This is a genomic window from uncultured Roseobacter sp. (assembly GCF_947493125.1).
In the GTDB taxonomy this organism is placed as follows: Bacteria; Pseudomonadota; Alphaproteobacteria; order Rhodobacterales; family Rhodobacteraceae; genus Roseobacter.
Genome location: NZ_CANLQB010000012.1, coordinates 58,213 through 83,186, shown reverse-complemented (window position 1 = coordinate 83,186; position 24,974 = coordinate 58,213). Strand labels below are relative to the sequence as shown.

Sequence of the window (24,974 nt, the reverse complement as noted above, 5' to 3'; positions counted from 1 at the left end):
GCACCAGGATGGGAGCCAACGAAGTCCTCGAAGTGTTCTATCCACTCCCACTGAGGCACGGTTTGCCAGAGTCCATCGGATCAGACACCAGACCAGAGTGGAATACGCCGGGAACGGCACTTGTCAAGTCGCCGCAACCGTTTGATCGGTCAAATCCGGTCTACCAGCGCGTCGATGACGTATCGTCACTACGCGGCGAGCCAACTTGGACGGAACCATATGCCTCCTGATTTGTTTCGCTACTGTGTCGTCAAACGCCATGTGACCAGCGAGGCGCGCGCAAACATAAACCGGGGTCAAACATGAACCGCATTATCTATATCGTCGGCTTAGTTGTCGTTGTCTTGGCGATTATCTCCTTTCTGGGGTTGGGATGACGCTGACCAAAGACCTGATGGATCAGCCCATCCGGATGGTTGCGAGCTGCCTTGGAGCGTTCTTCATATCGTCACATTCCGTCGTCGCCGAGCAAGTTGGCAACGTCGATGTGGACTGGCTTGGGAACGATATCATCATCGAGGCCTTCTCCGACCCTCAGGTAGACGGGGTTACCTGCCACGTGGCCTATTTCGAGCGTGGCTTGATTGACCGCCTGCAGAATGGCAACTGGTTCGAAGATCCATCCAACTCCTCCATCGCGTGCCGCCAGACCGGGCCCATCTCGGTTGGCGATATCAACCGGTCGGACGAAGGCGAAAGTGTCTTCTCCGAGCGCAGGTCGATTGTCTGGAAGTCCTTGAATGTCAAACGCATCCTAGATGAGGACAACCAGACGCTGATTTACATTGCCCATGCGCGGGAGGTGCAGAACGGGTCCGCCAAGATGTCGATCTCGACCGTCCCGCTCTTCCAAAACTGAGGCCGAAAACCCTCCGATCAGGAACGTGATGAACGGTATCTCGCGCCTCCAAACCAAACGGACCGCTCGACATGCAAGACGATATACGCGCTCTCAGGCGCAGCGCAGGCACTTTGGCGATCATCGCAATCTTCGTTGTGGCCTATTTCGCGCGCGATCTGATCCTTCCCATCATGTTGGGCTTTCTCCTTGCGCTCACCTTCAGCCCGATAAATCGCTTCTTGCAGCGCAAAGGCCTGCCCGCCGCCTTTGCTGCCACCCTACTGATCCTGTCGGCCACGACCTGCATCGGAGCCGCAGTGTTTTTCGCCGGCGACACCGTGCGGGCGTGGTCCGATGACGCGCCAAACATCGCGCGGGAGCTCAAGTACAAGCTCAGTGGCGTGACGGAGACCATCGATGCCGTGAAGGACGCATCGACCGAGGTCGAAAAAATGACCGCAGCGCCGGCTGAGGGCCCACAACAGGTTGTTGTGCAGCAGCCCGGCCTGCTGAATTCTGCGGTGACCGTCGCCGCCAGCAGTCTGACATCCATCGCGGTGGCACTGATTCTCGCGCTGTTTCTGCTTGCGTCCGGCGATCTGTTCTACGTCAAGTTGATGCAGACCTTCCGAACGCTCAGCGGAAAGAAACAAGCGCTTGCTATGGTCTACGATATCGAGCGACGGGTATCGGGGTATCTGTTGACCATTACGCTGATCAACGCGGGGCTCGGGGCAGTCGTCGCTGCAACCCTTTGGGTGATCGGGCTCGAGCATGCCTACATTTGGGGTATCGCAGCGTTCCTGCTGAACTACCTGCCCATTATTGGTGGAATTGTCGGAACCGTTCTCGTAGGTATACACGCGATCACGTATTTTGACAGCGTGTCCTATGCCCTTGTAGCCCCCATCGCCTATCAAGTGCTTACCACCGTCGAGGCACAGTTCGTCACGCCGTATCTGATCGGAAAACGGCTGGAGCTGAACATTGTCGCCGTCTTCCTGACGGTCGTTTTGTGGGCCTGGCTGTGGGGCATCGCGGGCGCGCTCGTGGCTGTCCCATTCCTGCTGGTTTTCAAAGTTGTCTGCGACAATATTGAAAGTCTGAACGTGATCAGCAACTTCCTCGGCGCGGCACAGGATCCGCAGAAGTCGGAAGTTTGACCGTCGCGCGCGTTGAGTTGGGACAATTCAAGATCGGCCACCCTGCAAAATCCTAAGTTGGGCGCGCCGATCGCCGCGTTGACGTCACTGAGCCACCTCGGGCAGTCCAAGCCCTGTCGCCAGCGCAACCCGGATAACAAGGCCGCGCTGGCGGCGTTGCGGTCAATGCCTAAACGGCGGCCTCGTTGACCTCCGACCGTGCAATCTCGGTCATTTCACGATCGCCGCGATAGCAGGCGTCAAGGCAGGCGTCCAGCGTTCTTGTCATCATCCAGATCGAGGCGCGCTGCGAATGCGGCGACACATCCGTATGGGCATGCCCTCAACGGTCAGACTGGGGCGATCGTTCCTCTCTGGCGTTGCACCAGATTGATCGCGGACGATCTGTTCGTTGCTGGGTCGGATTTGCACCGACCCACAAACGTCAGAGCACTTTCTTTGCCGTTCTCAGAGATACTGTAGGTGCGCCACATCATCATCACAGATGTGGCACTAGGGTCAGGACCCATTGATTTCCGACGGGCGGCATGATTCACAGCTCAAAAACGAGCGGTTAACATGTCTGATCTCTTCTGGCTGACGGATGCGCAGATGGCACGTCTGGAGCCCTTCTTTCCCAAATCTCACAGCAAGCCTCGTGTTGACGACAGACGCGTCTTGAGCGGCATTATCTTCATCAATCGCAATGGTTTACGATGGCTCGGTGCCCCTGCTGCCTATGGGCCGCACGAGACGCTGTACAACCGAAAGCCGCGACAGGAAGATGAATAGACAACAAGAGCACCGCAAAAACCGCTCTGGCGGATCAATTCGACTGCGCAAAATGCCTTGACTAAGGCGACCCCGTTACCGAAGCCCTGAGCCTAGGGGGTGAAAGTCGTCATTGACTTACATCGATATCTTGGGCGCATTTCAGCGTTAAAATTAGCCGCCCCGATGGGATCGGCTGGTCTATGGAAGCGCCGCGTTTGACCATGGCGCCAAGCTGATCGATAGAACTGAACTGATAGTGACTGGTCGCTTTCCCCAAACGGGCGCGGCCCAATATTTAAAGATTTATCCAGCTCAGTACGAGATCTATGGAGTGCTACCTCGGCTGGCCGGGTGCCAGCTCCCGTACGGATTCAATAAGTGCCGGGCAGGTCCCGGTCGACGTATCGCCCTTCTCGAAGAGTGGCAATGGATCTCCGCCGCCTACCGATACGGCCGGAGCGACCAATGGTCCTTCGACATAGACAGGCACATCGAGATCCAAGAGGCTAAAGTCCTTCGCGCGCGCCTCTAATTGTAATCCGAGCGTCTGCGCTTGGAGATTCACTCGACCCTTAGCTATCACATTACTGTCTCGAGTGGATGCGACGCCCCGCTTGAGCTCTACTATCCCCTCTGCGGCCGCAAAGGCAGCAACTGCGCAGCTCATCGGGACGGAGGTGTCACCGCCCACTAGAACACCGAGGGCCTCAGCGATGTCGACACCGGCGCCTTCGAGAAGTAGGGCGCTCACTTCCCCATTTCGCAAAACCAGGTGGCCGTCGCCGCGTGCCGTCGCAGCCATGTCGGCTAGGCTGCTTCCTACTCCGAGGAGATAGATCTTGCCGGATATCGTTCCTCCCATCTCCTGCGCAAAGTCGCTTTGAGCAAAGAATTCTTGGAGCAAAACATCTTCGATAAGCAGATCGAGATCGGCAGATGGTGTGTCCTCGCGCGCGTTGACCGCGATTTCACCGAACACGCGACCGCTAGAGACACCAAGTGCCAGCGGTTTGAGCAAGAGGCGTCCCTCCTCGAGCGTCAGAACTGCCTCGATACTCTCAACCTGCGCCAAGGGTGAGGACACGCTTGAGGCCTTGAACGACAACTTGAGGTCGGCCCTTCGCAGCTCTGCTACGGGGAGAGGTTCATCCGGGAACAGTGGTTGATCTTTCGCCGCCTCCTTTTGTTGAGTATTCGCCGTCTCAGTGGGATCAGGCTCTGCTCCTATCAGTCCTGCCAGATCATCAAAATCCAGAGATGAGGACTTCAGGTCTCCCTCCATGGCGGGTCGCGCCTTGCTGAGATCGATCTTCAGATTCCCTGCAATGTCGCTGTCTCCGATCGCGCCACGAAGGTCAACGATCTCATAAATCTGTTCAGCTACCGACAGGTTGCCCGACACAGAGAAGGGCGGTGTCTCCGGCAGAGGCGTCGGAATAAACGGGTTCAATACCGCGAGGGTCGGGCCGGTGACGTCGAAAGTGAGCGGGGGCAGTTCGGTCGCAAGTTCACTGACCCCTGTGATGCTAGCGTCGAGCGCTCCGCTGATGTCCGCCTTGAACCTGTAAGCTCGGCCGTCATCGCTTGCGTCATCTGCCGCGTCTGCCTCGAAAGAGATCGAAAGCGGCGCGTCAAAGTAGCGGCCCTGTGCATCGAATATTGCCTGGTCGTTGATGCCGAACGATCCGGACCCCCTGCGAACGACGGCCTCATGCAACAGCTCTGCGCCGCTGTCGGCGCGGACAGTGTAGCTTGCTTTTATATTCTCAAGGGTTACATCTGCGATTGCCGGTAACAAGCCGACCGTATCGTCCGCGCTACCTGTGTCAGCTTCGACAGCCCAGTTAGTCTGACCCGAGATGTCGATCTCAGCGCGTAGGATGGCATCTCGAATGCTCACCGCTTCGATCGCCGGTCCGGCGAACAGGACTGCCGGTAGGTTTACTGAAACCGATGCCGTGCCAATCTCCGCTAACGGTCCCGTATCGGACCACTCCGCATTGGCGATCTGGACATCCCGAATGATCACTGTCGTCGACAGCCCCCGGTCTAGCTGAAGCGTACCGATGGAGACGTCTCGTTCCAATGTCTCTTCGATGGCCCATTCAAGAACCGCGCGTATCTGCGAGGCTGGGATCAATAGAAAAACCAGCGTTGCAAATATACATAGGCCAAGTACAGTAGCGAGTATCGCGATCAGAAGCTTCTTCATGTGGCTGGGCCCGGAGCGGATGCTTTGGTGACAGTCATTGCTCAGTTCGCCGAGGCGGTCTTGCCCAGCCTGTCAGCCTTTCGGGCCCCACGGCGCCCCATGGGCTCGTCCTCGCCCACCGTTGTGTCGTATCGCGTCTGCGCCTCCATCTCGGCGTTCAATTCCGCTCCCAGCAGAATGATGTACGCGGACAGCCAAAGCCAAAGAAGCAGGATGATGACACCGGCCATACTGCCAAAGGTCTCATTGTAGCTCCCGAAATTTGCCACATAGATCGAAAACCCGACGGATCCGACGAGCCAAAGCACACACGCAACGACTGCGCCCGGCGACAGCCATTGCCACTCCGCATTGTCTCGGCTCGGCCCATACCGATAGAGTACGGCAATACCGAAGATTGTCAGCGCGCCCAGCAGCAGCCAACGCAGCGCAGCGACTACAGTCTCCAGCCAAGATGGCATCGTAGTGACATTGAGCACGGCGGGAACTGCCATGGCTGCCGCAAGACCGACGACCAAGCCCAGAACCAGAAATAGCGTTAGCCCCAAGGTCGTAGCTGTACGTACGACGAATCCTCGGCTCTCGTCTTCATCGTAAGCCGCGTTAAGGCCGTCCATCAAACTGCTCATTCCCTTGGAGGCGGAGTAAAGGGCGAGACCCACGCCGATAATCAGGGCCAGACTGAGCCCGCCTTGATGGGAACCGGCTACGGCAACTGCCTGATCAAGGATGATCTGCGCCGCCTCGTCCGGCATGGCTGAAGCGAAGGCCTCAATCTGTGATGTCACATCGGCCGGGTCAAGAAGCAAACCAGATAAGGCCATAAGTGCGGTGATGGCCGGAAACAGCGACAGGAGCGCGTAAAAGGCGATGCCTGCAGCAATGAGCCCAACTCGATCTGCGGACAATTCGTCCTTGACCCGAAAAATGATGTCTTTCCAGCCCGTCGCTGGAATGTCAGTCGGAGTTTTTGCCCTGCGACCCCGCGCCATTCTGTTACCTTTCTTCAAAAAGGGGCCTGCACCGACAGGGGCGCAGGCCGGTCTTGCATCAGGTGTTCGGCTTGCCGAGATCTTGCTCGTCGGCTTCGCTCTTCACAGCACCCACGACGCGGGCGGTAGCCGACTTGGCAGAGGAAGCCGCAGCTTGCGCCGCATTTTTTCTTTCGGGCGCCGCGTCGTCTGCCGCGTCCTTCGTCTCCTCCGCAATTGACTTGACTTCATCCTTCGCGGCCTTTGCAACAGTCTTCAGTTTCTCACGCTCTTCCGCAAAGATACGTTCCGCCTCGCTTACAAGGGCATCACTGTGCTCACCGAGATAGGCATCCTCGGTCCGCGTGCGTGGTACCGCAGCAGCGATGGCTGCACCCACGGCAAGCGCAAGAGCCCCGGCAATCAACGGCTGCTGCTGGTACATGTCAACCGCTTGATCTGCACCGTTGCGAACGTGGCGCGCTGCCTGATTGCGTGCTTCCAATGCCCGATATCGTGCTGCGATCACACGTTGCCGCGCTTTCTCGGTCATGTCTTCGGTGCCTTCAGCAACCCGTGCCCGGAGGCGGTCTGCTTTGAGCGTCGCCAGTTCGGACTGGTAGCGGGCCCGGTCCTTAGCGGATGTGGCAGTATCCCGTAGCTTCTGACCCAACGATGCGATCCGGTTGGACATGTTGTCGGCAGCATCACCGGCGCTGTCCCGTGCGGAAGCCGCGGCACGGGCTGAGCCATCTTTAACCGACTTGGCCGCATCTTTGACCTTTCGGGCAGTATCTTCGGCGTTATCAGACCACGACCGACCATCGTTCTCGTCGTCAGTGTCCATCCAACTCGGCAGGTCGCGCTGTGCTGAGCGATAGCTGCGATAATGGTTATCATCATAGCCTTCTTGGTCCAGGCGGTCGTCGGGGTAAACAAACCCTTCGGCCTGTCGCACGGCACGTTTGTGAGTGACATTGTGGTCCGACCGGGGCGCGCTGGTCTCATAACGCGCTCCATCAGACGTCGATTTCTTACCAAATATTAGCCAAGCGATCCCGACACCCGTCAAGGTGAGGGCGAGGGGGTTGGCCTTTACGGCATCCGACACAGCGCGGCCGACTTCGCCGCCGTGTTCGCGCACGTAATCAGAGGTCTGCCGCGCGATGGTCTCAACCGAGAACCTGTCTTGCAACTGGTCGAGGGTATCGCCGAGTTCCGCGCGCTCGCGTTCGATATCGCGTTCGATCTGTTCTGGTGATTTATAGTCGTCGGGCATCAAGGCTCTCCTTTACGGTTTCGGTGTCCCGGCGGACATTTTTGACAGTGCGAGATGGCATCAGGCTGCTCAGCTTAAGATCATGGGTGCCCTTTGCGAGCATCGCCCACGCCAGTACGCCAAAGGCGACGCCAACAATCAGAGCGGACCACCCGGCCGCGATGCCCGCATCTGTCAGAGCAGCGACCAGTGCCGCGCTCAACACGTTCAGCGAAGTAAGGGCTAAGATTGCTGCTCCGACGATCATGCCGATGGCCGCTGCCGCCGATTTGAGATTTTCGGTTACCTCGGCACGGGCAAGATCGACTTCCTTGCGCACCAGCCCGCTCATTTGGGTCATGGCATCATTCATCAGCCCGCTTGCGCTTCGGTTAGGATCGGCATTCATGAGACTTCTCCTTAGTGCGAGGTGCTTGGTTGACGACCGGACAGTGTGGCCGGAGTATAGCCGGCGCTTTGCGCCTGCTCGGCCTGCGACGCACGAGTGAACCGAACTGCCGCAAAACCCATCAGCGCTGCACCTGCTAAAAACGGGGCTGGGTTGCGCCGTGCAAAGTCTGATACGTCGCGCACCATCTCGCCGAGATCCTTGCCTCTGATGGTGTCGGATACATCGGCTATCCCATCAGCCAGCTGACTAAAGGTTCTCTCCTGAGGGGAGCCATCCCGGAATTCATCTGCTGCACGACGGAGGGCTGAGGCGACATCGCCTACTTCGCTGGCGGCGGTCTCTTTAGCGGCATCAGCACGGCGGCTTGCCTCGGCTTTCGCACCCTCGGCCAACTCGCCGACTTGATCCTTGATATGGGTCTTGGCCGATTGGGCCGCTCGTGAGACCTCGCTGCGGTCTGTCTGCTTTTGCGGCTGATCAGTTGTCATATCGCTATCCTCCGTATTTTCACGTCGTATCTTTGGCGTGTTCAGGGTGGCGGTCTACACAGCGGTTTTGCAGGGGCAGTTACACTCCCCTCTCTTGCCGTGTTAGCCATCTTGGTATTGTTGACGAAACGTTGCACGTCAGGTTTTCGTTCCGTGACGCCAAGCAAAAAATTGAAAGGCACTGGCCAGCGAGACGACCCGGCGCAAAGAAGCACACTTTCTCTCGCGCTGCTTGCCGAGTATCTTCATCTCCGCTGGGCACTGTGTAAACGAAATGGGATTGGGCTGAGGGTGCACGATGATTGTCGCGACCTCGCGAAACCTGTGGAAACGCTAGGGTCAAAAGCGATATCTAACGCCGCTTTTTGAAAGAATGCGACGACGGAAAAGGACTCAGGTCCTCGCTTCGCAGCGCGGTATAGTTGGTATGCAGGTTCTCTTCACGCCAGCCAGTACTACCGTGAGGAATACCATGATGCCAGTTGACCGGCTCGAAACGCTTAGCCTCGAACCGGAAGGATCTACATGCCTGTCAAGCCGCTGTTTTATCGGCTTGCAGCGCGGCCTGAAGTCGGTTCGTCTCCATCTCTGAGAGCTGAAGGTGCGACCCCAATTCGTTCAGAAATGCGCGTTCTTGGGGATTATCCGGATCACCGACGAGCAGCGCGGCCGCATACACCTCCTTACGCGCGTGGTGCGGCGTTTGCTCGGCAATCTGCTCCGCCGTTATCTGATTGTTCAAGGCCTCGCGCAGAATACGCTGCTCCTCTTCTGTTGCGTCATCCAAGAAATCCAGCAAAGCGCGTTGTTCCGCATCGTCGATGTTACCATCCGCCCGAGCCATCTGCACCATTGCCATCACGATCGGGCGTACCTCATCCGTATCGTCCACATCACGGCCGTCAAATTCCTCATCCAGCTTGTGAGCGCGGCCAACTGAGTTACCGCCGAAGGTTGCGGCCAAATTTCCAAAGATCTGACCGAGACTCTGGTTTAGAGGACTTGCCTGCCCGGTCACACCCGCTTCCCGACCATCTGTGGCCCCGGCGATGCCTAAGGACCCCAGAATATTCCCAAGACCACCGGCACTGGCCTCTCTCGCACCACCGATCCGGCCAAGCATACCGCTATCCGCCGTTTGTACGGCGCCTGGGCTGGACAGCGACTTGGCCAAGCCTTGAATACCACCTGCGGATCTCAGCACATCCATTCCCTTTTTGGCCGCGAATGCGAGTGCGAGCTTCGTGATCATTCTCTTCACAGACATCTCTTCATCCTCCATTTTTTATGGGTATTCTGTTTTTGCATCGACCTGAAGCTGTCTTTGTCGACATCCCCTCGTAGGCCGTTTGCACAGGCTCGGGATTGCCCGAGCGCCTGATTGGTCAACCTTCATACGAGAGATGAGTTCCGTAACGGTCCTTCGTGAGGTTCTCACCGACCAAAGTGAACGGTACTGTGAGGGGAACTGAATGCATGGTTTCACGTTTCCCTCGAAAGGTAAGGAGTGGCTCCATGACATCGGCAATTGTACTCGGCGGCAGCGCCGGGATCGGACACGCGGTGGTGTTGAAACTATTAGACAGAGGGCACGTGGTGGGCGTGGTCGCCCGTGGTAAAAAGCGCCTTGAAAAAATGTCAGCGGAGTTTGGGGATCGCGTTGCTTGCCAGTCAGCCGACGTGGCTGACCCACAAGCGCTTCGACAAGCGGTGGGTAATTTGATCCGCGACCTCGGTGCACCGGCGATCTGGGTCAACTGCGCAATGGCGACGAGTTTTTCGCCTTTCTCCAAGGTCGGGCCGCCGGAATTTCAACGCATCATGGATGTGACATTCATGGGACAGGTCAATGGCACTCGACTGGCCATAGAGCACATGGCATCCGGCCGCATCATCTGCATTGGATCAGGTCTTTCCTATCGCAGTGTCCCGAACCAAGCCGCCTACTGTGCAGCGAAGCATGCCATCAACGGGTTTTCATCATCCGTCAGGTCCGAGCTGAAACGAGATGACCGGGACTTGGACATCTCACTTGTGCAACTGCCAGCTGTGAATACACCACAATTCGATTGGGCGCTGAACCGTATGGCCAAAAAGCCCCAGCCAGCACCGCCAATCTTTGCACCGTCGGTCGCTGCAGAGGGTGTCATGAAAGCAATCGACACGGGCGCCAGAGAAGTTTTTGTTGGTCGCTCGGTTCTGCAATTGGTGTTTGCGCAATTCATTTTGCCTGCATGGATGGACAAGAAGATGGCGGACAGCGGCGTAGACGCGCAGAAGTCAGATGAACCTGCCAGCAGACCCGACCCCGTCAATCTATACGACCCAGTTGACTATCCAGCGCGCCCAGAAGGCAGCTACTCTGATGACGCAACCGACACAGGTTGGATTGTCGATGCGGATTATGCACGACTCGCAGTTTTTGGTGGCGGCGCAATACTCCTTTTTGTGCTTGGTCTGCTGATCGGATAGCGGGTCAGCGTCCGATGAGTTCTTCCGCGAAGCTGGGGTGAATGCCTTCTGCTGTGCGCAGAATAGTTTCGTTACGGCCAATGAGCGTCGCGGCAAGAGAGACCAATTCGGCTGCATGCTCTCCGCCCAAGGTGAAGCCTGTCAACATGTTCTGATCGTTGTGTCCTGTGCCCACCCAGGTCGCTTCTGCTCCCTCAGCGCCGCGAACACCGTCAGACAGTCTAGCGCCCCGCTCTCCGGCATCTACCGCGTCACCCACCTCTGCAATTGGCGGGATGACGAAGGCTGCGCGGGCGATCCGGTCGAGATCAAGCAAGGTACCACCGTCGCCAAACAGCATGTCGGCAAGATCGCTACCATCTCGCGTCGCGACCGGCGTGAGCGGCAATCGATCCGCCAGGTCGCCCACCGCGTGGACGTCCGGTATACTGGTCATCAGCCGCTCGTCCACCGAGAGCGCGCCGCTGTCGGCGACATCCAGTCGAGCCGCAAAAGCGCCGAAGGCGCTGATGTTTGGCGTCCGGCCTGTCGCGTTCAATACTCTCTCAGCGGTGACAATGGGACGTCCAGATGCGATCACTTCGAAGCCGCCGTTGGTTTCCTTGATGGCTGTGGGGTCGATCTCGAACGCAATTTTTACGCCGCCCCGCTTAAGGTTCGCTTCCGCCAATTGCGCCAGATTTTCATCAAAGGGTGACAACAACCGGTCCGAAGGATCTATGAGTGTCACTTTCACACCGAGAGCGCTCAGTATGGAGGACATCTCACATCCGATGTAGCCACCGCCCAGAACGGCAAGGCTGTCGGGTAGAGAAGTCCATTTAAAGAGGTCGTCGCTGGTCACTGTGTGCTCAGCGCCTTCGATATCAAGCTCGGCAGGTTTCGCTCCAGTAGCGAGGATGAGTTTGTCCGCCGCGTAGGGCTCCCCTTCGACGGTCACTGTTCCATCCTCGGATACCTTGGCATTCGCCCTAACGAGGGTGACGTTGCAATCTTTTAGCGACTGCGCGTGCGAGCCCCGGATATCATCGATCTTCGCTTTGATCCTTTTGTGCAGAACGCTGAAATCAATTTCTGGGACGTTCGTCAGCCCCACCTCGGCCATGTCCAGACCTTGACGGCGCCAAGTCGCTGTCTGCCACATCAGTTTCTTCGGCACGCAACCGCGATTGACGCAGGTGCCACCCAAAGCGTCCCGTTCGATGAGTGCCACTTTTGCGCCATGCTCCGCGGCCTGTTTGGCAAAGGCGATGCCGGCGGATCCGCCGCCGACAACGATCGCGTCGAACCTTGGCAAGACTACGCTCCTACGATCGCGCCGCCATTCGGGTGCAAGGTCTGGCCCGTGTAATAGCTACCATCTGATGACGCGAGAAATAGATAAGCGGTCGCCACTTCCCAAGGCTGTCCCGCGCGGCCCATAGGCACCCCGGAGCCAAAGTCTTCGACTTGCTCGGCCGGCATAGTGCCTGGGATGAACGGCGTCCAAATGGGACCGGGCGCCACCGCATTCACGCGGATGCCCTTTTCCACGAGGTTACCGGACATCGAGCGCGTAAACGCGAGGGAGGCCCCGCGCGTGGTGGAGTAGGTCACGAGACTGCCCAACCCGGCGAATGCATTTACCGAACTTGTGTTGATGATCGACGCGCCCTCATTCAGATGCGGCAGTGCAGCTTGCGTACAGTACAGATAGGCCGTCACGTTAGATTTCATCATCCGGTCTATCTTGTCCGCATCAAGGTTTACAAAGTCCTCGTCGAGCCACTGTTGTGCCGCATTGTTGATCAGGACATCGAGTTTTCCGAAGGTATCGACGGTTCTTTGGATCGCTGCTTCGGCGTGCTCCTTCTCGGCAAGATCGCCTTTGATCAAGATGGCCTCGGACCCTTCGTTCCTAACGATTTCCGCAGTTTTCTCTGCATCGCCGTCTTCATTAAGATAGGCGATCGCAATCTTTGCGCCTTCGCGCGCGAAGAGAGCGCTGATCGCCCGTCCAATCCCACTGTCACCACCAGAGATGAAAGCGACTTGTCCGTCGAGTTTACCAACTCCTGGATAGCGCGGCTCCCAATCTGGTGCGGGCGTCATGTCGTGCTCGTGAGCCGGCATGCTATCTTGCGACTGCGGGGGAATTTTAGGTATATCGTTCATGGGTTTCTCCTCATTAAGTGTTAATTGCTGCGACAGCCCCGCCGTCGACGCGGTATGCTGCACCATTGACAAACGAAGCGTGGTTGGACGCGAGGAAGGCTGCAACGGCGGCAACCTCCTCGGCCTTGCCACGTCGTTTCAGGGTGAGATAGGGGCGCTCTTCGTCCAGGAAGCTGTCGACTGCCTCTTCGAACGTCTCGTCGCGCTCGTCGGCGCGGTCCTGCATCATTTTGTCGGTCATTGGCGTTTCGATAAATGCGGGTGCGATTGCATTCACCCGGACGCCTGTTGGCCCATACGCCAGTGATAGACTTTTCAGAAAACTGAGAAGTGCTGCCTTGGAGGTGTTGTAGACTGTCTCATCCACGTAGGGCTGCACCGCATTTTCTGATGTCGTGAAGACGAGCCGCCCCCAGCCGTTCGAGACCATGTCCGGGACAAATGCGCGTGAGAGCCGAACCGCCGACATGAAATTCGTCTGCCAGCACACGTTGAAGTCTTCATCGGTCATCTTGAGAGGATCGCCTTTGGCTCCGGTAATGCCGGCCAGGTGGATGACGATGTCGGTACCCCCTTCAACCTCGGCAGTATGCTTGAGGGCGGTGACGCCATCTTCCTTAGAGAGATCCGCTGCGCAAACCGTGGCATCGTAGGTTTTTGCGAGATCTTCCAGAGCGTCCCCGTCAACGTCGGAAAGAATGAGCGACACCCCCTCTTCGGCTAGAAGCTTGGCGGTTGCGCGTCCCAATCCGCCAGTCGCACCAGTGATTAATGCTCTTCTTCCAGCGATGCCAAGGTCCATTGCCACTCACCCACTTGTTATTAAGTCCTCGTATCGGCTGTCGGCTGTCAGCAGGTGAATTCCGTTCGAGGGGTTTTTGTTCCCGTCAAAATCGACGAGCAGCCTCACGCAGCCAGATTGCTCCTGCCTCTGGCGGTATAAAACCGTCCACGACTGGCTTTGATGCGAGCTCCGGGTCGCCCGCCTCATCACTCGGGACAGGCTTTTCCGAGAAGTTCAGTTTAATAACGGCGGCTGAGTATTCTATGGTGATGCAGCCGCCGTCTCGCCGCCAGCGATGGGTCGGCAAGTCACGTAGACCAAGCAATGCGCGTAAGTGAAAAGCCGCTTTGGCAAGAGCTAAGGTTGAAGTTCCGTTGGCTTCTTGATGAGACCGGGCGCACTTAGACGACCACCGCATGGGAAGCCAAGGTTTCCCTTGTGTGAACCCAAAGCCATCCTGGTCCGACGACCACGGCAAAGGAACCCGCGCTCCTTCGCGACCAGGCCCGTCTGGCCAAAAGGCGAGATCATATGGATCGGTCACCTCTTCTTCGTGCAGTTCAGGTTGCGGCAGCCCGAGTTCTTCGCCCTGATAAACAAGCGCGGGGCCAGGCATGAAGGCCAGAAAGAAAAGATGAAGCTTTGCAATCGGATCTTCGGGATCTTTAGGTTGCCTCGGACGGTCATGGGACCCGACCCACCAGGTCAGGCGCCCCGGGCCTGCCCGATCGGCCAGCAGGCACGACACGGTGTCTGCTGTCAGGCCGAACTGTGCGGTATCGACTACATATCCCGCATCCAGCCGTCCAGGCGATGTAAGATCGTTGCAGACCGAAACGGACTGATTGCCCGTTCCAACTTCGCCAAGAAACCAGGTGTTCGGCCCCGCCCAGCGACGCAGATGCTCGGCGTAGGCTGCACCGTCTCCTGGTAGAAAGTCATACAAATGGTCTTGTCTGACGTAAGGGAGGAACTGCTCACCGTCCATGCGCCTTCGGACCTCGGCAGTTGCCGGCGGATTGTCGCGAAACTCAGGGTCGCAAAGATATGCTGTGACGGCATCTAATCGAAAACCATCGAAACCGAACTCCCGCCAGAAGTGGATGATGGCCTCAATCTCATCCTGGACCTGCGGGCAGCGGAGGTTGAGCGAAGGTTGTTCAGACATGTAATTGTGCAGGTAGTACTGTTGACGTCGGTGATGCCAGGTCCATGCCGGCTTGCCGAAGCGTCCAATCCAGTTTGTGGGAACAGAGCCATCAGGTTTGGCGTCTCGCCAGACATAGTAGTCGTCGTACCCATCGAGACGCTGCGCGGATCTCTCAAACCAGGGGTGTTTGTGGCTCGTGTGGTTCAACACGAGATCTGCCAAGACCCGTATATTGTCGTCATGGCAGGCATCAACGAAGCGTTTGAGGTCCTTAAACGTTCCGAGTGTTGGATGCACGGACGTGAAATCGGATACGTCATAGCCGCCGTCGATCCATGGCGAGGGCATGAAAGGCGACAACCAGATGCCATCCAGCGAGAGGTCTCGGAGCGCAGGCAGGCGTGACAACGCACCTGAAATGTCGCCGATGCCATCGTCGTCGCTATCCTGAAATGAACGAGGGTAGATCTGGTAAATGAGCGGCGCCTTCGGCCACGGTGTCGATAGGGGTTCAGACATTGGATTTCTTCTCCCTCGTTCTGGTCGATTGGGTCATTTTCGCCAACCGCAAGGTCAGCCGATTTGATATGGTAGATCGTCCGGTGGGCCTGACATCATCTGATCTTTGTTTGTAAGTTCCATCGGTCTCGGACCGTGTCGCGTTGCCAGTGTTGCTGGGGAGGAGATTCGGCACGCAGACGGTGTTCAACACGGATCGTCGTCGGACCAAAATCTTATTGGCTGAACCTGCAACCGGCTGGATCACGGGCTTCGCAAGCCTTGCTGTACAAGCCATTACCCCAATGGATGCCGCCTTATTGAGGGTCATAGCAGTCGTGGTATTGAGTAGCCTAAAGGTTGAACAGCATATTACTCCGACTCGGCCCACGCGCTTACTCCCAAGCGTTTTGTTTCCTCATTGAACGGGAGCAAGGACGGGCGCTCCGGCAGATAACAACGGTGCCGGATTGCAGTTCCCAACCAATTGGCTTCTGTTGATCTGCGATTGGCATGCATTTTTGCAAGTGATGCATAACTGAGAAGGGAACCGGTCGAATGACATTCAAACAAGAGCTCTCAGATCTTCAGCATCGGAGTGTTGCTCTCTTTGAACCTTGGGAACCATAAAGTGGTGAGCAGCACCAGTTTCGAATGGCTCCCAAAACACCACGCCGCGCAAGTGCTGGCATCTCACGCGCCTGCCGAAACCTTCAAGACAAATCTGATGAAAATACAGAATTGGTTGGAACAAACGATACATCAGAAATTGGACTTCAACGTCAGTTCTTGGTTTTGGCTGCTTCTAAAGCTGATCAAGCGGCTTCGGCGGGGTTGACTTGGGGAAAGACCTCGATGTCCTCCTCAGCAGCAATCCACGCGCTGCGGGCTATGATCTTCTCGCGCGCCTGACACGCCATATCCCAGGAGGTGTTAGGGTCGATGCAGGGCAGGGCGAACCACACGTCCTTGCCGAAAACATCCTGGTCGGCGACATGGACCTTGACCTTGTCGAGATCCCCCAGCTGCTCGGAATCCAATTCCGCCACCACATCGTCAAACACCTGGCGCAAACGCGCGACATCCGCGTCATGGGCGAATTTGATTTTGATGATGCGCAGCATCTCGGGCTCTTTCATTGTCCAGTTCTCGAAAGGCGTGGAGACGAATTCTTCGACCGGTACGACCAGCCGCGTGCCATCCCAATCGCGCAATTGCACATAGGTAAAATTGATGCGCTCCACGTGACAGAGATAGTCATTGTAGACGATGCGGTCGCCGATCTTGGCGGATTGGTTGAGCGCGATCTGCAGGGATGCCATGATGTTGCCCAGCACCCGGCGCGCAGCGAAACCTAAAACCAGCGTAAGGGCTCCGGCGGTGCCGAGCAGGGTGAAGCCGAGGTTTTGGAAGATGTTGGTCTGCGTCAAGAAGAGCCCGCCGCCGATCAGCACCACCGAGACCACAAAGGCACGGCGGGCAGCGGCAACGCGGGTTGCCGTTGTGCGCATGTGCTCTTCCTGAAATTGTGTGAGATCTGTGTCATCAAAGTCGGTCAGTCGGTCGAGCACCACTTCGACTGCATTCACGGTGAGCCAGAGCGCCGAGGCAAGCAGCCCCAGCCAGGCAAGCGGTGTCAGAACAGTGCTGATCTGCCCCGAAAAGACGAAGAGGCTGGCGCCCACCAGCAATGACAACCCGGTCGCGGCCGCCGTCGCCGCCGGACCGCGAATGGCTTTAAGTATGCTAGATGTGAGCGGATGGGTGCTTTTGCGGCGGGCGAAGTCGACGGCTTTCCATACGAGCCGCGCGGCGAGAAGCGCAAGCCCCAGCAGGATCGGCAGCCCGATGACCTCCCACCACATCAGGCCGAAGCCGGTCTGATGGGTGAGCGCTACCGGCATCATCTCCTCCAGCCGGGAGGGTCCGTATCGTTGATAGAGCGCGGGAATGTCCCCCGCGGTCTGCTGTGAAAACACCCACACTGGCGCGCCGCCGTCGGGTTTGATGCGAGTGAGGCGAATGGCGGCGGGGTGGTCCGCGAGATCTAGCGTCCAGAGCAGCAGCGATTTGCGCGGCTCGCCCGCCATCGCCTGATCCGAAGAGGCACGCGCGTCAAGACCGTCGGGCCGATCCACCAGCCGGTCCCAGTCGATGACGGCCTTGCGGCTGATCACAGTTTCGAGTTTCTGTGCCAGCTCAGCGCCGGTCGCGCCCTGTTCGGCTTCGGAAAAGTCCGACAGGTCAAGGAGGTGCGCCGCACTCTCCCAGTCGTTGAGCCGGGCCAGATAGACCAGCGTCTCCATAGTAGCACGGGGCGTTTCGCGGTCGATCGCGTGCGATGGACCGTCAAGCCCGGCGTTCAGATCGCTCACGCACACCATGCGTGAGTGATCGCAATCCGCAGCAGCGGCTAATTTTGGGAGAAGAGCGACAGCAATTGTCGCAAGAGAAGTCAAAATCCTGTTGTACACATCCGCAAAACAGCTTTCGGCGTCTTTGGTTCCGAAAATGCCGGCAGATTTCTAAACCCAACTGCTGCATGACCTCCACAATACACTGTTCCACCCGCATGACCTCCGACCGTCCGAGCTCACCCCGTTGGATGCTCGGCGGAAATATTGAGAGGGCAGGTTCGGCCGGACAGGCCTCATCATGCTTAGGTCGTTGAGGGGCGCGTGGAAGGTGTCGGTGACTAAGTGCTGGCTCTGCTAAGGTGCCCTGGACCAGGGCCACAAACGATAGCGCGACACGCGAGCGAACTGTAGGCCACCAACGGGCATTGAGATGCTATGTGTAGACATACAAAGGGGGATGATGTGTCCTCGAGGCAAAACCGACACGTAGGGCTAGAGGAGGTGGATGTCTTTCAAGGGAGTGGTGACCAAACTGGCACTGGCCAACACGGGGAGCTAGGGTCTCGAAGCTTCCAAGAGTATGGGCGGTCGTTCGGGCCCCAAGGCGGCCATAAACGGTGGCAACACGTTCAGCCGGTCGATGGCGGGTACGGCAGCCGGCACCTTTCCGGCGAGTTGGAAGGTGTTCTGGTATCGTTTGGATCATGCTCTTCCGGATAGCAGGGCCACGCCGCATCCGGGCTGGAGTGCGGAGTGCGGAACGAGACGCTGGGCACGTTTTTCGGTACCTTCGTCGGTCTTAAGAACGGTAGAGCGGACCCCCAAACCTCTGCACTCGAAGTCGACACTCTGTTCGAGATACAGGACGCGCAGAACAACGAGGAGGCCAAGCTGATCCCGCGGACGATGGCGCAGATGTCTGGGTTGATGTCACGACTGACACGCAAGATGGAAAGGCGTTGCTCGGGATCTTGAACGATGCTTCCGATGTCAAGCGCGCCATGCCGAAGGGTGCTATGCTCGGGCCAATCAGCGCGGTCGCCATCGCCGCTGATACAATCCTCGAAGCACGCATGAAAGAATTCCACTCCGCAAACCTTTTTCATGGGAACGCCTGGATCAGGTGAAAGAACAGATGTTCCTAGCGTACTGCCGGATCGCTTAGGCCTGCGTCAGGGCGAGGTTACGGACCTGCATCACGCGATGGGCAAGCCAAATATCACGGTTGTCGAAAAGCGGCGGCATAGCGTGAGAGAGGACGCCCGCGCCTTTCTTCTGGTGTTACGGTGCAATACTGCGGAATTGGTCGGCCCCCGGCGGCTAATCCGCCCCGCCAAGCTGCCGCCCTCGCGGGATCTTCGGCAGTCGATCAGCATTTTTCGGAAACTTTCCATGACTACGATGCCTCGCTGGAGCACCACGATAAAATCACCCTGCAAGTTCTGGCGCCGGGCCTTGATGACGGTCGGCGCGCCAGCGTTTCGAGGAACTGTCTGAACTGAAAGCAGGCGATGGTCTTTCGAGCCTTGCTGTCCTCAGAGCGGCGTTCCGGCTTCCCACACAGCACGCGCTGGACTGGCCGCGCTGATTGCGACGCAGGAGCTACTGGGGGCTGACACACTGCTGAATGTCCGCGGACCGGCCGTAATGCTGGGAACTCAACCTGCCTTCGCGCGTTGATCCACGGCTTCAATCATCGACTAAGCGGCCTTATTCGGGGCTACCACTCTTTTTCTGCAGGGAGGCTATACATGTCCATCGCCGACAGTCTGTCCATCGACAGCAATTCCACCCGGGCCAAGATCCTCGAAAAGGTCGATCCTGGTGATTTCCGATGGGCGATACCGATCATGCGCGCAGGCTATGCCGGCCGGGCGCTGGTCTATCTGGTGGTCGCGGTGTTTTCGCTCTGGTCGATTGCCTCGGGCGGGCAGGCCGAAGGCACCAAATCCGTCATGGAGACGCTGCGCGGTAAGGGCATGTTCGTGGTGGTGCTGATCGCGGCGGGCATGTTGGCCTATGCCATCTGGCGCCTGATTGACTGTGTCTGGGATCTCGAAGCCTATGGCACCAGTGCAAAGGGGCTCATCGCCCGCGCCGGCATGCTGGTTACGGGGGCCGTGCATGCGGGTATCGGCGTGCTGGCGCTGACGGCTCTGGACCTGACTTCTGCCGGCTCGGGTGCCTCGGGCGGTATGCTGGCCTCGGTGATGTCGCAGCCTTTGGGTCTCTGGCTGGTCGGTATCGCGGGGGTCCTGACGCTGGGCGCGGCGGGCTATTATGGCCACAAGGCGATCAGCGAAAGCTATCGTGACAATCTGATGGCCAATCACTTTACCAGAAACTGGAATAGTATCCTGAAAATCGGTGTGCTGGCTCAGGCGGCTGTGATGGCCATCGTCGGGCTCTTGATCGTTTATGCGGCATTGCTGGCCGATCCGAGCCAGGCGGGTGGCCTAGGGGCTGCTTTCGACTGGCTGCGAGATCAAGTCTACGGCCGTATTCTGGTGATGGCACTTTGCGTCGGCTTGCTGGCCTTCGCGGTTTTCTGTGCGGTAAACGCGGCCTTTCGAATCGTGCCGAAAGCGGCGGACGACAGCGTCGAGAGCGTGTCGGCCTATCTGAGCCGAAACTGAACTGTGGGAGGCATTTGGCCAGTCAAGCGTCAAAGCCCAACGGAGACCATGACAAATCGAAGGGGGCAATGCGTCGAAGATCGAAACCTACCAGTCTTGATGGAGTGCCGGGGAAATCGATTGTGACACCGCCCGCTTATGAGATTCAAGACGAAGTGGGCAGATTGAGGATCCGGGACAAGAGGCCGGCCGAGGACGACGGCCCGGATCACACCACGTCAGGGGAGACGCCTTCAGCCGATTCAGCCCGGACGTCGTCCGATCAGACAGGAGACCTTCAAAATGGGTGATATCATCCGCATCATTGTTGCTATTCTGCTTCCGCCGCTGGGCATTGCGCTCGAGGTCGGCCTGACCAAGCATTTCTGGATCAACATCATTCTCACCCTTCTGGGCTATATTCCGGGGATCGTGCATGCACTCCACATCGTCATCCGACGCTAGCCCGGCGCCGCATGCGGCGCGCCTGGACCGTCTGGACAGGATGGCGGATATGCTCGACAGCCGATTTCGCATACCGGGTCTGGGCATTCGGTTTGGCTGGGATAGCGTTCTCGGTCTGGTGCCGGGACTGGGCGACCTCGCGACTGCCGTACCAAGCGGATATATGATCTATCAGGGGGCGAAGATGGGTGCGCGCCGTCGTGTGCTGGCGCAGATGGGGGCCAATGCCGCCGTGGATTTCGTCATCGGCGGAGTGCCTGTGTTGGGAGATGTCTTCGACGTGTTCTTCAAGGCACACAGACGCAATATCGCGCTTCTGAAAAGAGAAATGGCGCGCGTCGATGCCGCTGATCAGGGGCAGGGGGCTGCCGCAGGGTCCGACGGGTCTGCGGTCGACGACTGACCGACCTGCCGGTTGTGGGTGGCAATGCATAAGGCGGGTTTAGGCATGCATCTGCACAGTTCCGGTCGATTAGCCAAGCGGCGCCGGCTTTTGGCAGGGTGCACAATCCCCGCGTTTGTTCCAGCTGTCGTGGGCAACGCGACTCAATCTGATCGCGGAAGCGCCCGGCGGCAATCATCCTCTGCCACAAAGACTTGGGTGTAACGGGTGCCACCACGGTCATGAAAGCTCGAAAGCGACATCGCTCTTCGCCGCATTTTTGCGATTGGGAAAGCTTTCGACGCTGCCCGACATACACTCCTGGGCCGGGTCACGGCCCACCTAAGATCCCGATGTTGGCGATGACCTATGGTGGGCGCATGTGAGAGTGGTAAGCGGCGCAGTTTAGCCTCGCAGACCCGCGCCTGATCTAATGAAATGCGGCGGAGCCTCAGGAAAAGCTCCGCCGCAAAAATTGCACCGGAAGAGGTAAAATGAACCGGACAACTCACGGCAAACAGCCCAGCACGGCATTTGGTTCCCGGGTCGGCGCATTTTATCGAGCGACAGAAAAAACCGCGCCCCTGTTGCAGGGACGCGGCGTCTGATCCACTCGCGCGATGTGATGGAAGCTTAGTTGCTTTCTGCCACGCGATCTTCTTCCTCAGGGCTTTCGACGTCCACCGTGGGAACGGTCACGGTCACCTCTTTGGTGCCGACGTCCACGTCGCCGGTCTCGGCTTCGAACTCAGGCAGGTTGCCGCCCTCGACAGAAACATCGACATCCGGGAGTCTGGCCTCTTCGGTCTGGTCGATATCAATCATGTAAACACCGAACGCAACTGCCGCTACGACAGCCACAGCAGCGATAATAGTACCCGTTTTCATATCATTACTCCTTTATTGTGTCTGCAGACAGAACCGCAAGATGCGCGGGTTGTTCCAAAAAAGATCAAAAGGTTTTTCGCGGAACTGCAGCGCGCGGCAAGCGTTGGGCATCTAATAAACATGTAAAGGAGATACCGACATGGAATATGGAATTCTCGGACTTATCGTTCTGATCGCTAACATCTACGCGCTGGTTAAGACCTGGCAGAGCCACGTATCGACCGGCGCGAAACTGCTCTGGACATTGCTTATTCTGGTGCTGCCGGTCATCGGTTTCATCATCTGGTTCTTCGCAGGCCCCAAAGGAACCGGCAGCGTCAACGCCTGAGTGCAGTGACAGAGTTCTGCACCGGTCCGCAGGTGGTCGGGCCGGTGCGTCTTCTCGCGCGGGGGCTCGTTATGTCCGATTTCGTCCTCATAGAGGGTCGCCGTACGCTCTATCTTTTCCGCGTCGCAGTCGCATGTCTGGGCGCATGCGCGCTGGTCTGGCTTTTGGAAACCGGTACGCCGGTTTTTCTGCCGCTCACATGTGCACTGGTAGCCGGTGTGGTCTTCGCGCCCCTGGTCGATTTTCTCGACCGTCTCAGGGCACCCCGCGTTGCGAGCGCGCTGCTTGTCATGGTGATCGTGGTTGCGGCGCTCATCCTCGCCGTCCTTTCGCTTTATCCGGTCATATTCGATTTCATCCATCGTGTGCCCCTACTTTGGGCCGAATTGCAATATGCCCTGAGCGGGCTCAAATTGACGGTGGAAAGCGTCAAGGAAGTGCAGCAGCGCGTCATCGAGACGCTGAGCGCCGGCGATCAGGCCGGGACCGCCGCCGATGGCGGCGCGGGCGTCCCCGTTCCCGGGATTTCCGATGTCCTGGGATATTTGCCGTCGATTGCAGCGCAAATCATGGTCTTCGTCGGGGTTCTCTATTTTTTTCTTCTCACCCGGAGCGATCTTTATGCGTTCATGGACCGCAACACGAGCGTCTTTTCCAAAGAGGTTCTATGCCGCCCCGAAGTGGATGTCTCGCGCTATTTCCTGACCACCACCGCGATCAATGCGGTGTTCGGCCTGCTCGTCGTCCTGATGCTCTCCACCTTGGGAATGCCGAATGCAATTTACTGGGGTCTCGGTGCATTTCTGGCCAACTTCATTCTCTATCTGGGGCCGATCAGCTTCGCGGCCTGCCTTTTGATGGGTGGGCTTGTCGCCTTCGACGGTGCGATGAGTTTTGCGCCTGCCCTGATCTACATGCTGATGAACATGACAGAGGGTCAGTTCGTCACCCCCAGCCTTGTGGGCAAGCATATGTCCGTCAATCCGCTTTTGGTCTTCGTATCGCTAATTTTCTGGATCTGGCTTTGGGGTCCGCTGGGGGGTATCATCGCAATCCCGCTTTTGGTCTGGCTAGGTCAGGTCAACGAAACCGTCAAAGCGCTGCGCGAGACAGGGTCGCGTGGCTCAAAGGTGCGGGCCCGCGTGGCCTGAGACGACGTAAGGTTGAGAGACTGTGCTGAAAACCTCGGAAAAGCTCGAGCTGCTGATCACTGCAGAGCAGGCCTACCCGGCGTTTGAAACCGCTGTCTTGATGGCAAAGCACCGCATCGATATGGGGTTCCGGATATTCGATGCCCGGACGCCCCTGATATCGGATGCTGCACGAGAGATCGGCGAGACGTGGATCGACCTTTTGCTGCACAAACTGAACCAGGGCGTGCGGGTCAAGATCGCAATCACCGATTTTGACCCGGTGGTGCGACCGGACATGCATCATCTCAGTTGGAAATCCTTTCGCGTCCTCGCAGGGGTCGCGGAGATGTCGGACAACCCGTCGCATATTGATATCCAGATCGCCGACCATCCCGCGCGCGTCGGCTGGGGGCCCCGTATGGTACTATGGCCCAAGATCATGACGCAGTTGGGCGAGACCTGCGAGAAGCTCAATGAGCTGCCCCCGGAGATGCGCGCCGATCAACTCAGATCGATGCCGCGGTTCGCCGAGCTGGTGAAAGAGGATGACGGGCGACTGCTGCCCGACAAGACGGGCGTCCCGCAGATGATCCCGGTCACGCATCACCAGAAGGTAGCGGTGATCGATGACCAATTCCTCTATATCGGCGGGCTCGATATGAACGAGCGTCGGATCGACAGCACCCGCCACACTGGACGTCCGGAGCAGACCTGGCATGATGTCCATTTGCTCCTGCGCTGCCCGCGCCGAGCCGTCGCCGCGCGCCGGCACCTGGACCGTTTCCAGGCAGAATGCGCGGGCGAGGTAGGCCTGCGCCCACCACCTGAGCTATTGCGCACACTGTCGGTAAAGCGCAGCTCGGAGGGAATTTATCTTTCGCCCGTCGTCTCTGAGACCGGCATTCTGGACTGCCACCTCAGATGCATCGCCAAGGCGACGAACCTGATCTATCTCGAAAGCCAGTTTTTCCGGGACCCGATCATCAGCGACGCGCTGGTCAAGCGGGCCTCGGAGGCGCCGGATCTGGGACTGGTGGTCGTGTTGCCGGCTGCCCCGGAAGAGGTGGCGTTTCTCGGCGACGAGGGTCTGGATCATCGTTATGGGGAATATCTGCAGGCCAAATGCCTGAACGAATTGCAAAAGGCCTTTGCGGAACGGCTTTTTATCGGCTCCCCCGCAAAACTGGAAGAGACGCAGGACGACAGTCGCGCCGCTCTCCATGGCGCGCCGATCATCTTCATCCATTCCAAAGTGTCGGTTTTCGACAACAGGCGGGCGATCATCAGCTCGGCCAACATCAACGGCCGCAGCATGCGGTGGGACACGGAATTGGGTGTGGAGATCACCGATGCCGAAGAGATCGCCAAGATCCGGTCGCAGGTGATGCGCTGCTGGCTGCCACGGGATGCCGGTCCGGAATTCTGCGCTCCCAACCGCGCTGCGGTGGCCCATTGGCAACAGCTGGCCGACCTGAACGCTGCGACCTCGCCACAGTCGCGACGCGGGTTCATCTTACCGTATGACGTCACCGCGGCGGAAGCCTTTGGCACCCTTCTCCCCGGTGTCCCCGTCGAGATGGTCTGATCGCAACTAAGCGACTGGAATCTGCGAAATCGATCTGTAAGCTATGCGATTCGCATGACACCAAA

21 protein-coding genes and 1 pseudogene are annotated in these 24,974 nt (G+C 58.0%); 10 read left to right on the top strand and 12 right to left on the bottom strand.

Annotated features, from left to right (window positions below):
* Positions 1 to 412: 412 nt before the first annotated feature.
* From Q1A71_RS21260 to Q1A71_RS21250, 3 genes and pseudogenes are all read left to right on the top strand, one after another.
* Positions 413 to 859, top strand: a complete 447-nt coding sequence (locus Q1A71_RS21260; RefSeq protein ID WP_299681631.1) for a CreA family protein — start codon at positions 413 to 415, stop codon at positions 857 to 859.
* A 71-nt stretch (positions 860 to 930) separates the two neighbouring features.
* Positions 931 to 2,004 (top strand): AI-2E family transporter, encoded by a 1,074-nt coding sequence (locus tag Q1A71_RS21255; RefSeq protein ID WP_299681492.1) that lies wholly within the window; start codon positions 931 to 933, stop codon positions 2,002 to 2,004.
* Positions 2,005 to 2,562: 558 nt separating this feature from the next.
* Positions 2,563 to 2,751: pseudogene (locus tag Q1A71_RS21250) on the top strand (transposase); the annotation flags it as partial.
* 340 nt (positions 2,752 to 3,091) lie between these two features.
* Here the strand turns inward: Q1A71_RS21250 and Q1A71_RS21245 are convergent.
* From Q1A71_RS21245 to Q1A71_RS21220, 6 genes are all read right to left on the bottom strand, one after another.
* Entirely contained in the window at positions 3,092 to 4,969 is a 1,878-nt protein-coding gene (locus tag Q1A71_RS21245) for an AsmA family protein (RefSeq protein WP_299681489.1), read from the bottom strand.
* Between the two features lie 41 nt (positions 4,970 to 5,010).
* Positions 5,011 to 5,877, bottom strand: coding sequence for a YihY/virulence factor BrkB family protein (locus tag Q1A71_RS21240; protein WP_366140324.1), 867 nt, complete (start codon positions 5,875 to 5,877; stop codon positions 5,011 to 5,013).
* Positions 5,878 to 6,019: 142 nt separating this feature from the next.
* Positions 6,020 to 7,219 (bottom strand): DUF3618 domain-containing protein, encoded by a 1,200-nt coding sequence (locus Q1A71_RS21235; RefSeq protein ID WP_299681484.1) that lies wholly within the window; start codon positions 7,217 to 7,219, stop codon positions 6,020 to 6,022.
* Complete coding sequence (locus Q1A71_RS21230; protein WP_366140323.1) at positions 7,203 to 7,571, bottom strand: phage holin family protein; 369 nt, start codon at positions 7,569 to 7,571, stop codon at positions 7,203 to 7,205. The genes Q1A71_RS21235 and Q1A71_RS21230 overlap by 17 nt, the downstream gene beginning before the upstream one ends.
* Before the next feature lie 47 nt (positions 7,572 to 7,618).
* Positions 7,619 to 8,098 (bottom strand): hypothetical protein, encoded by a 480-nt coding sequence (locus Q1A71_RS21225; protein ID WP_299681479.1) that lies wholly within the window; start codon positions 8,096 to 8,098, stop codon positions 7,619 to 7,621.
* Positions 8,099 to 8,630: 532 nt separating this feature from the next.
* Positions 8,631 to 9,365 (bottom strand): tellurite resistance TerB family protein, encoded by a 735-nt coding sequence (locus Q1A71_RS21220; RefSeq protein WP_299681478.1) that lies wholly within the window; start codon positions 9,363 to 9,365, stop codon positions 8,631 to 8,633.
* Positions 9,366 to 9,613: 248 nt separating this feature from the next.
* Here Q1A71_RS21220 and Q1A71_RS21215 point away from each other — a divergent pair, with 248 nt between their 5' ends.
* Positions 9,614 to 10,570: an SDR family oxidoreductase gene (locus Q1A71_RS21215; RefSeq protein ID WP_299681476.1), complete on the top strand. Its 957-nt coding sequence runs from the start codon at positions 9,614 to 9,616 to the stop codon at positions 10,568 to 10,570.
* A 4-nt stretch (positions 10,571 to 10,574) separates the two neighbouring features.
* Here Q1A71_RS21215 and Q1A71_RS21210 read toward each other — a convergent pair whose 3' ends face one another.
* From Q1A71_RS21210 to Q1A71_RS21190, 5 genes are all read right to left on the bottom strand, one after another.
* Entirely contained in the window at positions 10,575 to 11,867 is a 1,293-nt protein-coding gene (locus Q1A71_RS21210; RefSeq protein WP_299681474.1) for an NAD(P)/FAD-dependent oxidoreductase, read from the bottom strand.
* A gap of 2 nt (positions 11,868 to 11,869) precedes the next feature.
* A complete protein-coding gene (locus Q1A71_RS21205; protein WP_299681472.1) occupies positions 11,870 to 12,724 on the bottom strand; it encodes an SDR family oxidoreductase in 855 nt (284 codons plus the stop codon).
* A 13-nt stretch (positions 12,725 to 12,737) separates the two neighbouring features.
* On the bottom strand, positions 12,738 to 13,526 hold the full coding sequence (locus Q1A71_RS21200; protein WP_299681469.1) for an SDR family oxidoreductase: 789 nt from the start codon (positions 13,524 to 13,526) through the stop codon (positions 12,738 to 12,740).
* Positions 13,527 to 13,611: 85 nt separating this feature from the next.
* Complete coding sequence (locus Q1A71_RS21195; protein WP_299681467.1) at positions 13,612 to 15,177, bottom strand: alpha-amylase family glycosyl hydrolase; 1,566 nt, start codon at positions 15,175 to 15,177, stop codon at positions 13,612 to 13,614.
* Between the two features lie 794 nt (positions 15,178 to 15,971).
* Positions 15,972 to 17,540 (bottom strand): mechanosensitive ion channel domain-containing protein, encoded by a 1,569-nt coding sequence (locus tag Q1A71_RS21190; RefSeq protein WP_299681465.1) that lies wholly within the window; start codon positions 17,538 to 17,540, stop codon positions 15,972 to 15,974.
* Between the two features lie 1,724 nt (positions 17,541 to 19,264).
* Between Q1A71_RS21190 and Q1A71_RS21185 the strand changes: the two genes are divergently transcribed.
* The 3 genes from Q1A71_RS21185 (at position 19,265) to Q1A71_RS21175 (ending at position 20,996) form a co-directional block, all read left to right on the top strand.
* On the top strand, positions 19,265 to 20,149 hold the full coding sequence (locus Q1A71_RS21185; RefSeq protein WP_299681463.1) for a DUF1206 domain-containing protein: 885 nt from the start codon (positions 19,265 to 19,267) through the stop codon (positions 20,147 to 20,149).
* Positions 20,150 to 20,431: 282 nt separating this feature from the next.
* Positions 20,432 to 20,593 (top strand): YqaE/Pmp3 family membrane protein, encoded by a 162-nt coding sequence (locus Q1A71_RS21180; RefSeq protein ID WP_299681461.1) that lies wholly within the window; start codon positions 20,432 to 20,434, stop codon positions 20,591 to 20,593.
* On the top strand, positions 20,565 to 20,996 hold the full coding sequence (locus tag Q1A71_RS21175; protein ID WP_299681459.1) for a DUF4112 domain-containing protein: 432 nt from the start codon (positions 20,565 to 20,567) through the stop codon (positions 20,994 to 20,996). Before Q1A71_RS21180 ends, Q1A71_RS21175 begins: the two co-directional genes overlap by 29 nt.
* A gap of 612 nt (positions 20,997 to 21,608) precedes the next feature.
* Here the strand turns inward: Q1A71_RS21175 and Q1A71_RS21170 are convergent.
* The gene (locus Q1A71_RS21170) at positions 21,609 to 21,863 is read right to left on the bottom strand and encodes a hypothetical protein (protein ID WP_299681457.1); all 255 of its coding nucleotides are present in this window, start codon (positions 21,861 to 21,863) and stop codon (positions 21,609 to 21,611) included.
* Positions 21,864 to 22,002: 139 nt separating this feature from the next.
* Between Q1A71_RS21170 and Q1A71_RS21165 the strand changes: the two genes are divergently transcribed.
* The 3 genes from Q1A71_RS21165 to Q1A71_RS21155 all read left to right on the top strand — a co-directional run bounded on the left by Q1A71_RS21165 (position 22,003) and on the right by Q1A71_RS21155 (position 24,909).
* Positions 22,003 to 22,191, top strand: a complete 189-nt coding sequence (locus Q1A71_RS21165; protein ID WP_299681455.1) for a PLDc N-terminal domain-containing protein — start codon at positions 22,003 to 22,005, stop codon at positions 22,189 to 22,191.
* A 71-nt stretch (positions 22,192 to 22,262) separates the two neighbouring features.
* A complete protein-coding gene (locus Q1A71_RS21160) occupies positions 22,263 to 23,342 on the top strand; it encodes an AI-2E family transporter (protein ID WP_299681453.1) in 1,080 nt (359 codons plus the stop codon).
* Positions 23,343 to 23,364: 22 nt separating this feature from the next.
* Entirely contained in the window at positions 23,365 to 24,909 is a 1,545-nt protein-coding gene (locus Q1A71_RS21155; RefSeq protein WP_299681451.1) for a phospholipase D family protein, read from the top strand.
* The last annotated feature ends 65 nt before the right edge of the window (positions 24,910 to 24,974 follow it).

What these genes read in the sequence shown, in the direction of transcription:
- Q1A71_RS21245 (WP_299681489.1), bottom strand. Translation starts at nt 4,969, where the DNA reads ATGAAGAAGCTTCTGATCGCGATACTCGCTACTGTACTTGGCCTATGT.
- Q1A71_RS21170 (WP_299681457.1), bottom strand. Translation starts at nt 21,863, where the DNA reads ATGAAAACGGGTACTATTATCGCTGCTGTGGCTGTCGTAGCGGCAGTT.
- Q1A71_RS21225 (WP_299681479.1), bottom strand. Translation starts at nt 8,098, where the DNA reads ATGACAACTGATCAGCCGCAAAAGCAGACAGACCGCAGCGAGGTCTCA.
- Q1A71_RS21185 (WP_299681463.1), top strand. Translation starts at nt 19,265, where the DNA reads ATGTCCATCGCCGACAGTCTGTCCATCGACAGCAATTCCACCCGGGCC.
- Q1A71_RS21175 (WP_299681459.1), top strand. Translation starts at nt 20,565, where the DNA reads ATGCACTCCACATCGTCATCCGACGCTAGCCCGGCGCCGCATGCGGCG.
- Q1A71_RS21160 (WP_299681453.1), top strand. Translation starts at nt 22,263, where the DNA reads ATGTCCGATTTCGTCCTCATAGAGGGTCGCCGTACGCTCTATCTTTTC.
- Q1A71_RS21215 (WP_299681476.1), top strand. Translation starts at nt 9,614, where the DNA reads ATGACATCGGCAATTGTACTCGGCGGCAGCGCCGGGATCGGACACGCG.
- Q1A71_RS21230 (WP_366140323.1), bottom strand. Translation starts at nt 7,571, where the DNA reads ATGAATGATGCCATGACCCAAATGAGCGGGCTGGTGCGCAAGGAAGTC.
- Q1A71_RS21200 (WP_299681469.1), bottom strand. Translation starts at nt 13,526, where the DNA reads ATGGACCTTGGCATCGCTGGAAGAAGAGCATTAATCACTGGTGCGACT.
- Q1A71_RS21255 (WP_299681492.1), top strand. Translation starts at nt 931, where the DNA reads ATGCAAGACGATATACGCGCTCTCAGGCGCAGCGCAGGCACTTTGGCG.
- Q1A71_RS21165 (WP_299681455.1), top strand. Translation starts at nt 22,003, where the DNA reads ATGGAATATGGAATTCTCGGACTTATCGTTCTGATCGCTAACATCTAC.
- Q1A71_RS21195 (WP_299681467.1), bottom strand. Translation starts at nt 15,177, where the DNA reads ATGTCTGAACCCCTATCGACACCGTGGCCGAAGGCGCCGCTCATTTAC.
- Q1A71_RS21180 (WP_299681461.1), top strand. Translation starts at nt 20,432, where the DNA reads ATGGGTGATATCATCCGCATCATTGTTGCTATTCTGCTTCCGCCGCTG.
- Q1A71_RS21235 (WP_299681484.1), bottom strand. Translation starts at nt 7,219, where the DNA reads ATGCCCGACGACTATAAATCACCAGAACAGATCGAACGCGATATCGAA.
- Q1A71_RS21190 (WP_299681465.1), bottom strand. Translation starts at nt 17,540, where the DNA reads ATGGTGTGCGTGAGCGATCTGAACGCCGGGCTTGACGGTCCATCGCAC.
- Q1A71_RS21260 (WP_299681631.1), top strand. Translation starts at nt 413, where the DNA reads ATGGTTGCGAGCTGCCTTGGAGCGTTCTTCATATCGTCACATTCCGTC.
- Q1A71_RS21220 (WP_299681478.1), bottom strand. Translation starts at nt 9,365, where the DNA reads ATGTCTGTGAAGAGAATGATCACGAAGCTCGCACTCGCATTCGCGGCC.
- Q1A71_RS21205 (WP_299681472.1), bottom strand. Translation starts at nt 12,724, where the DNA reads ATGAACGATATACCTAAAATTCCCCCGCAGTCGCAAGATAGCATGCCG.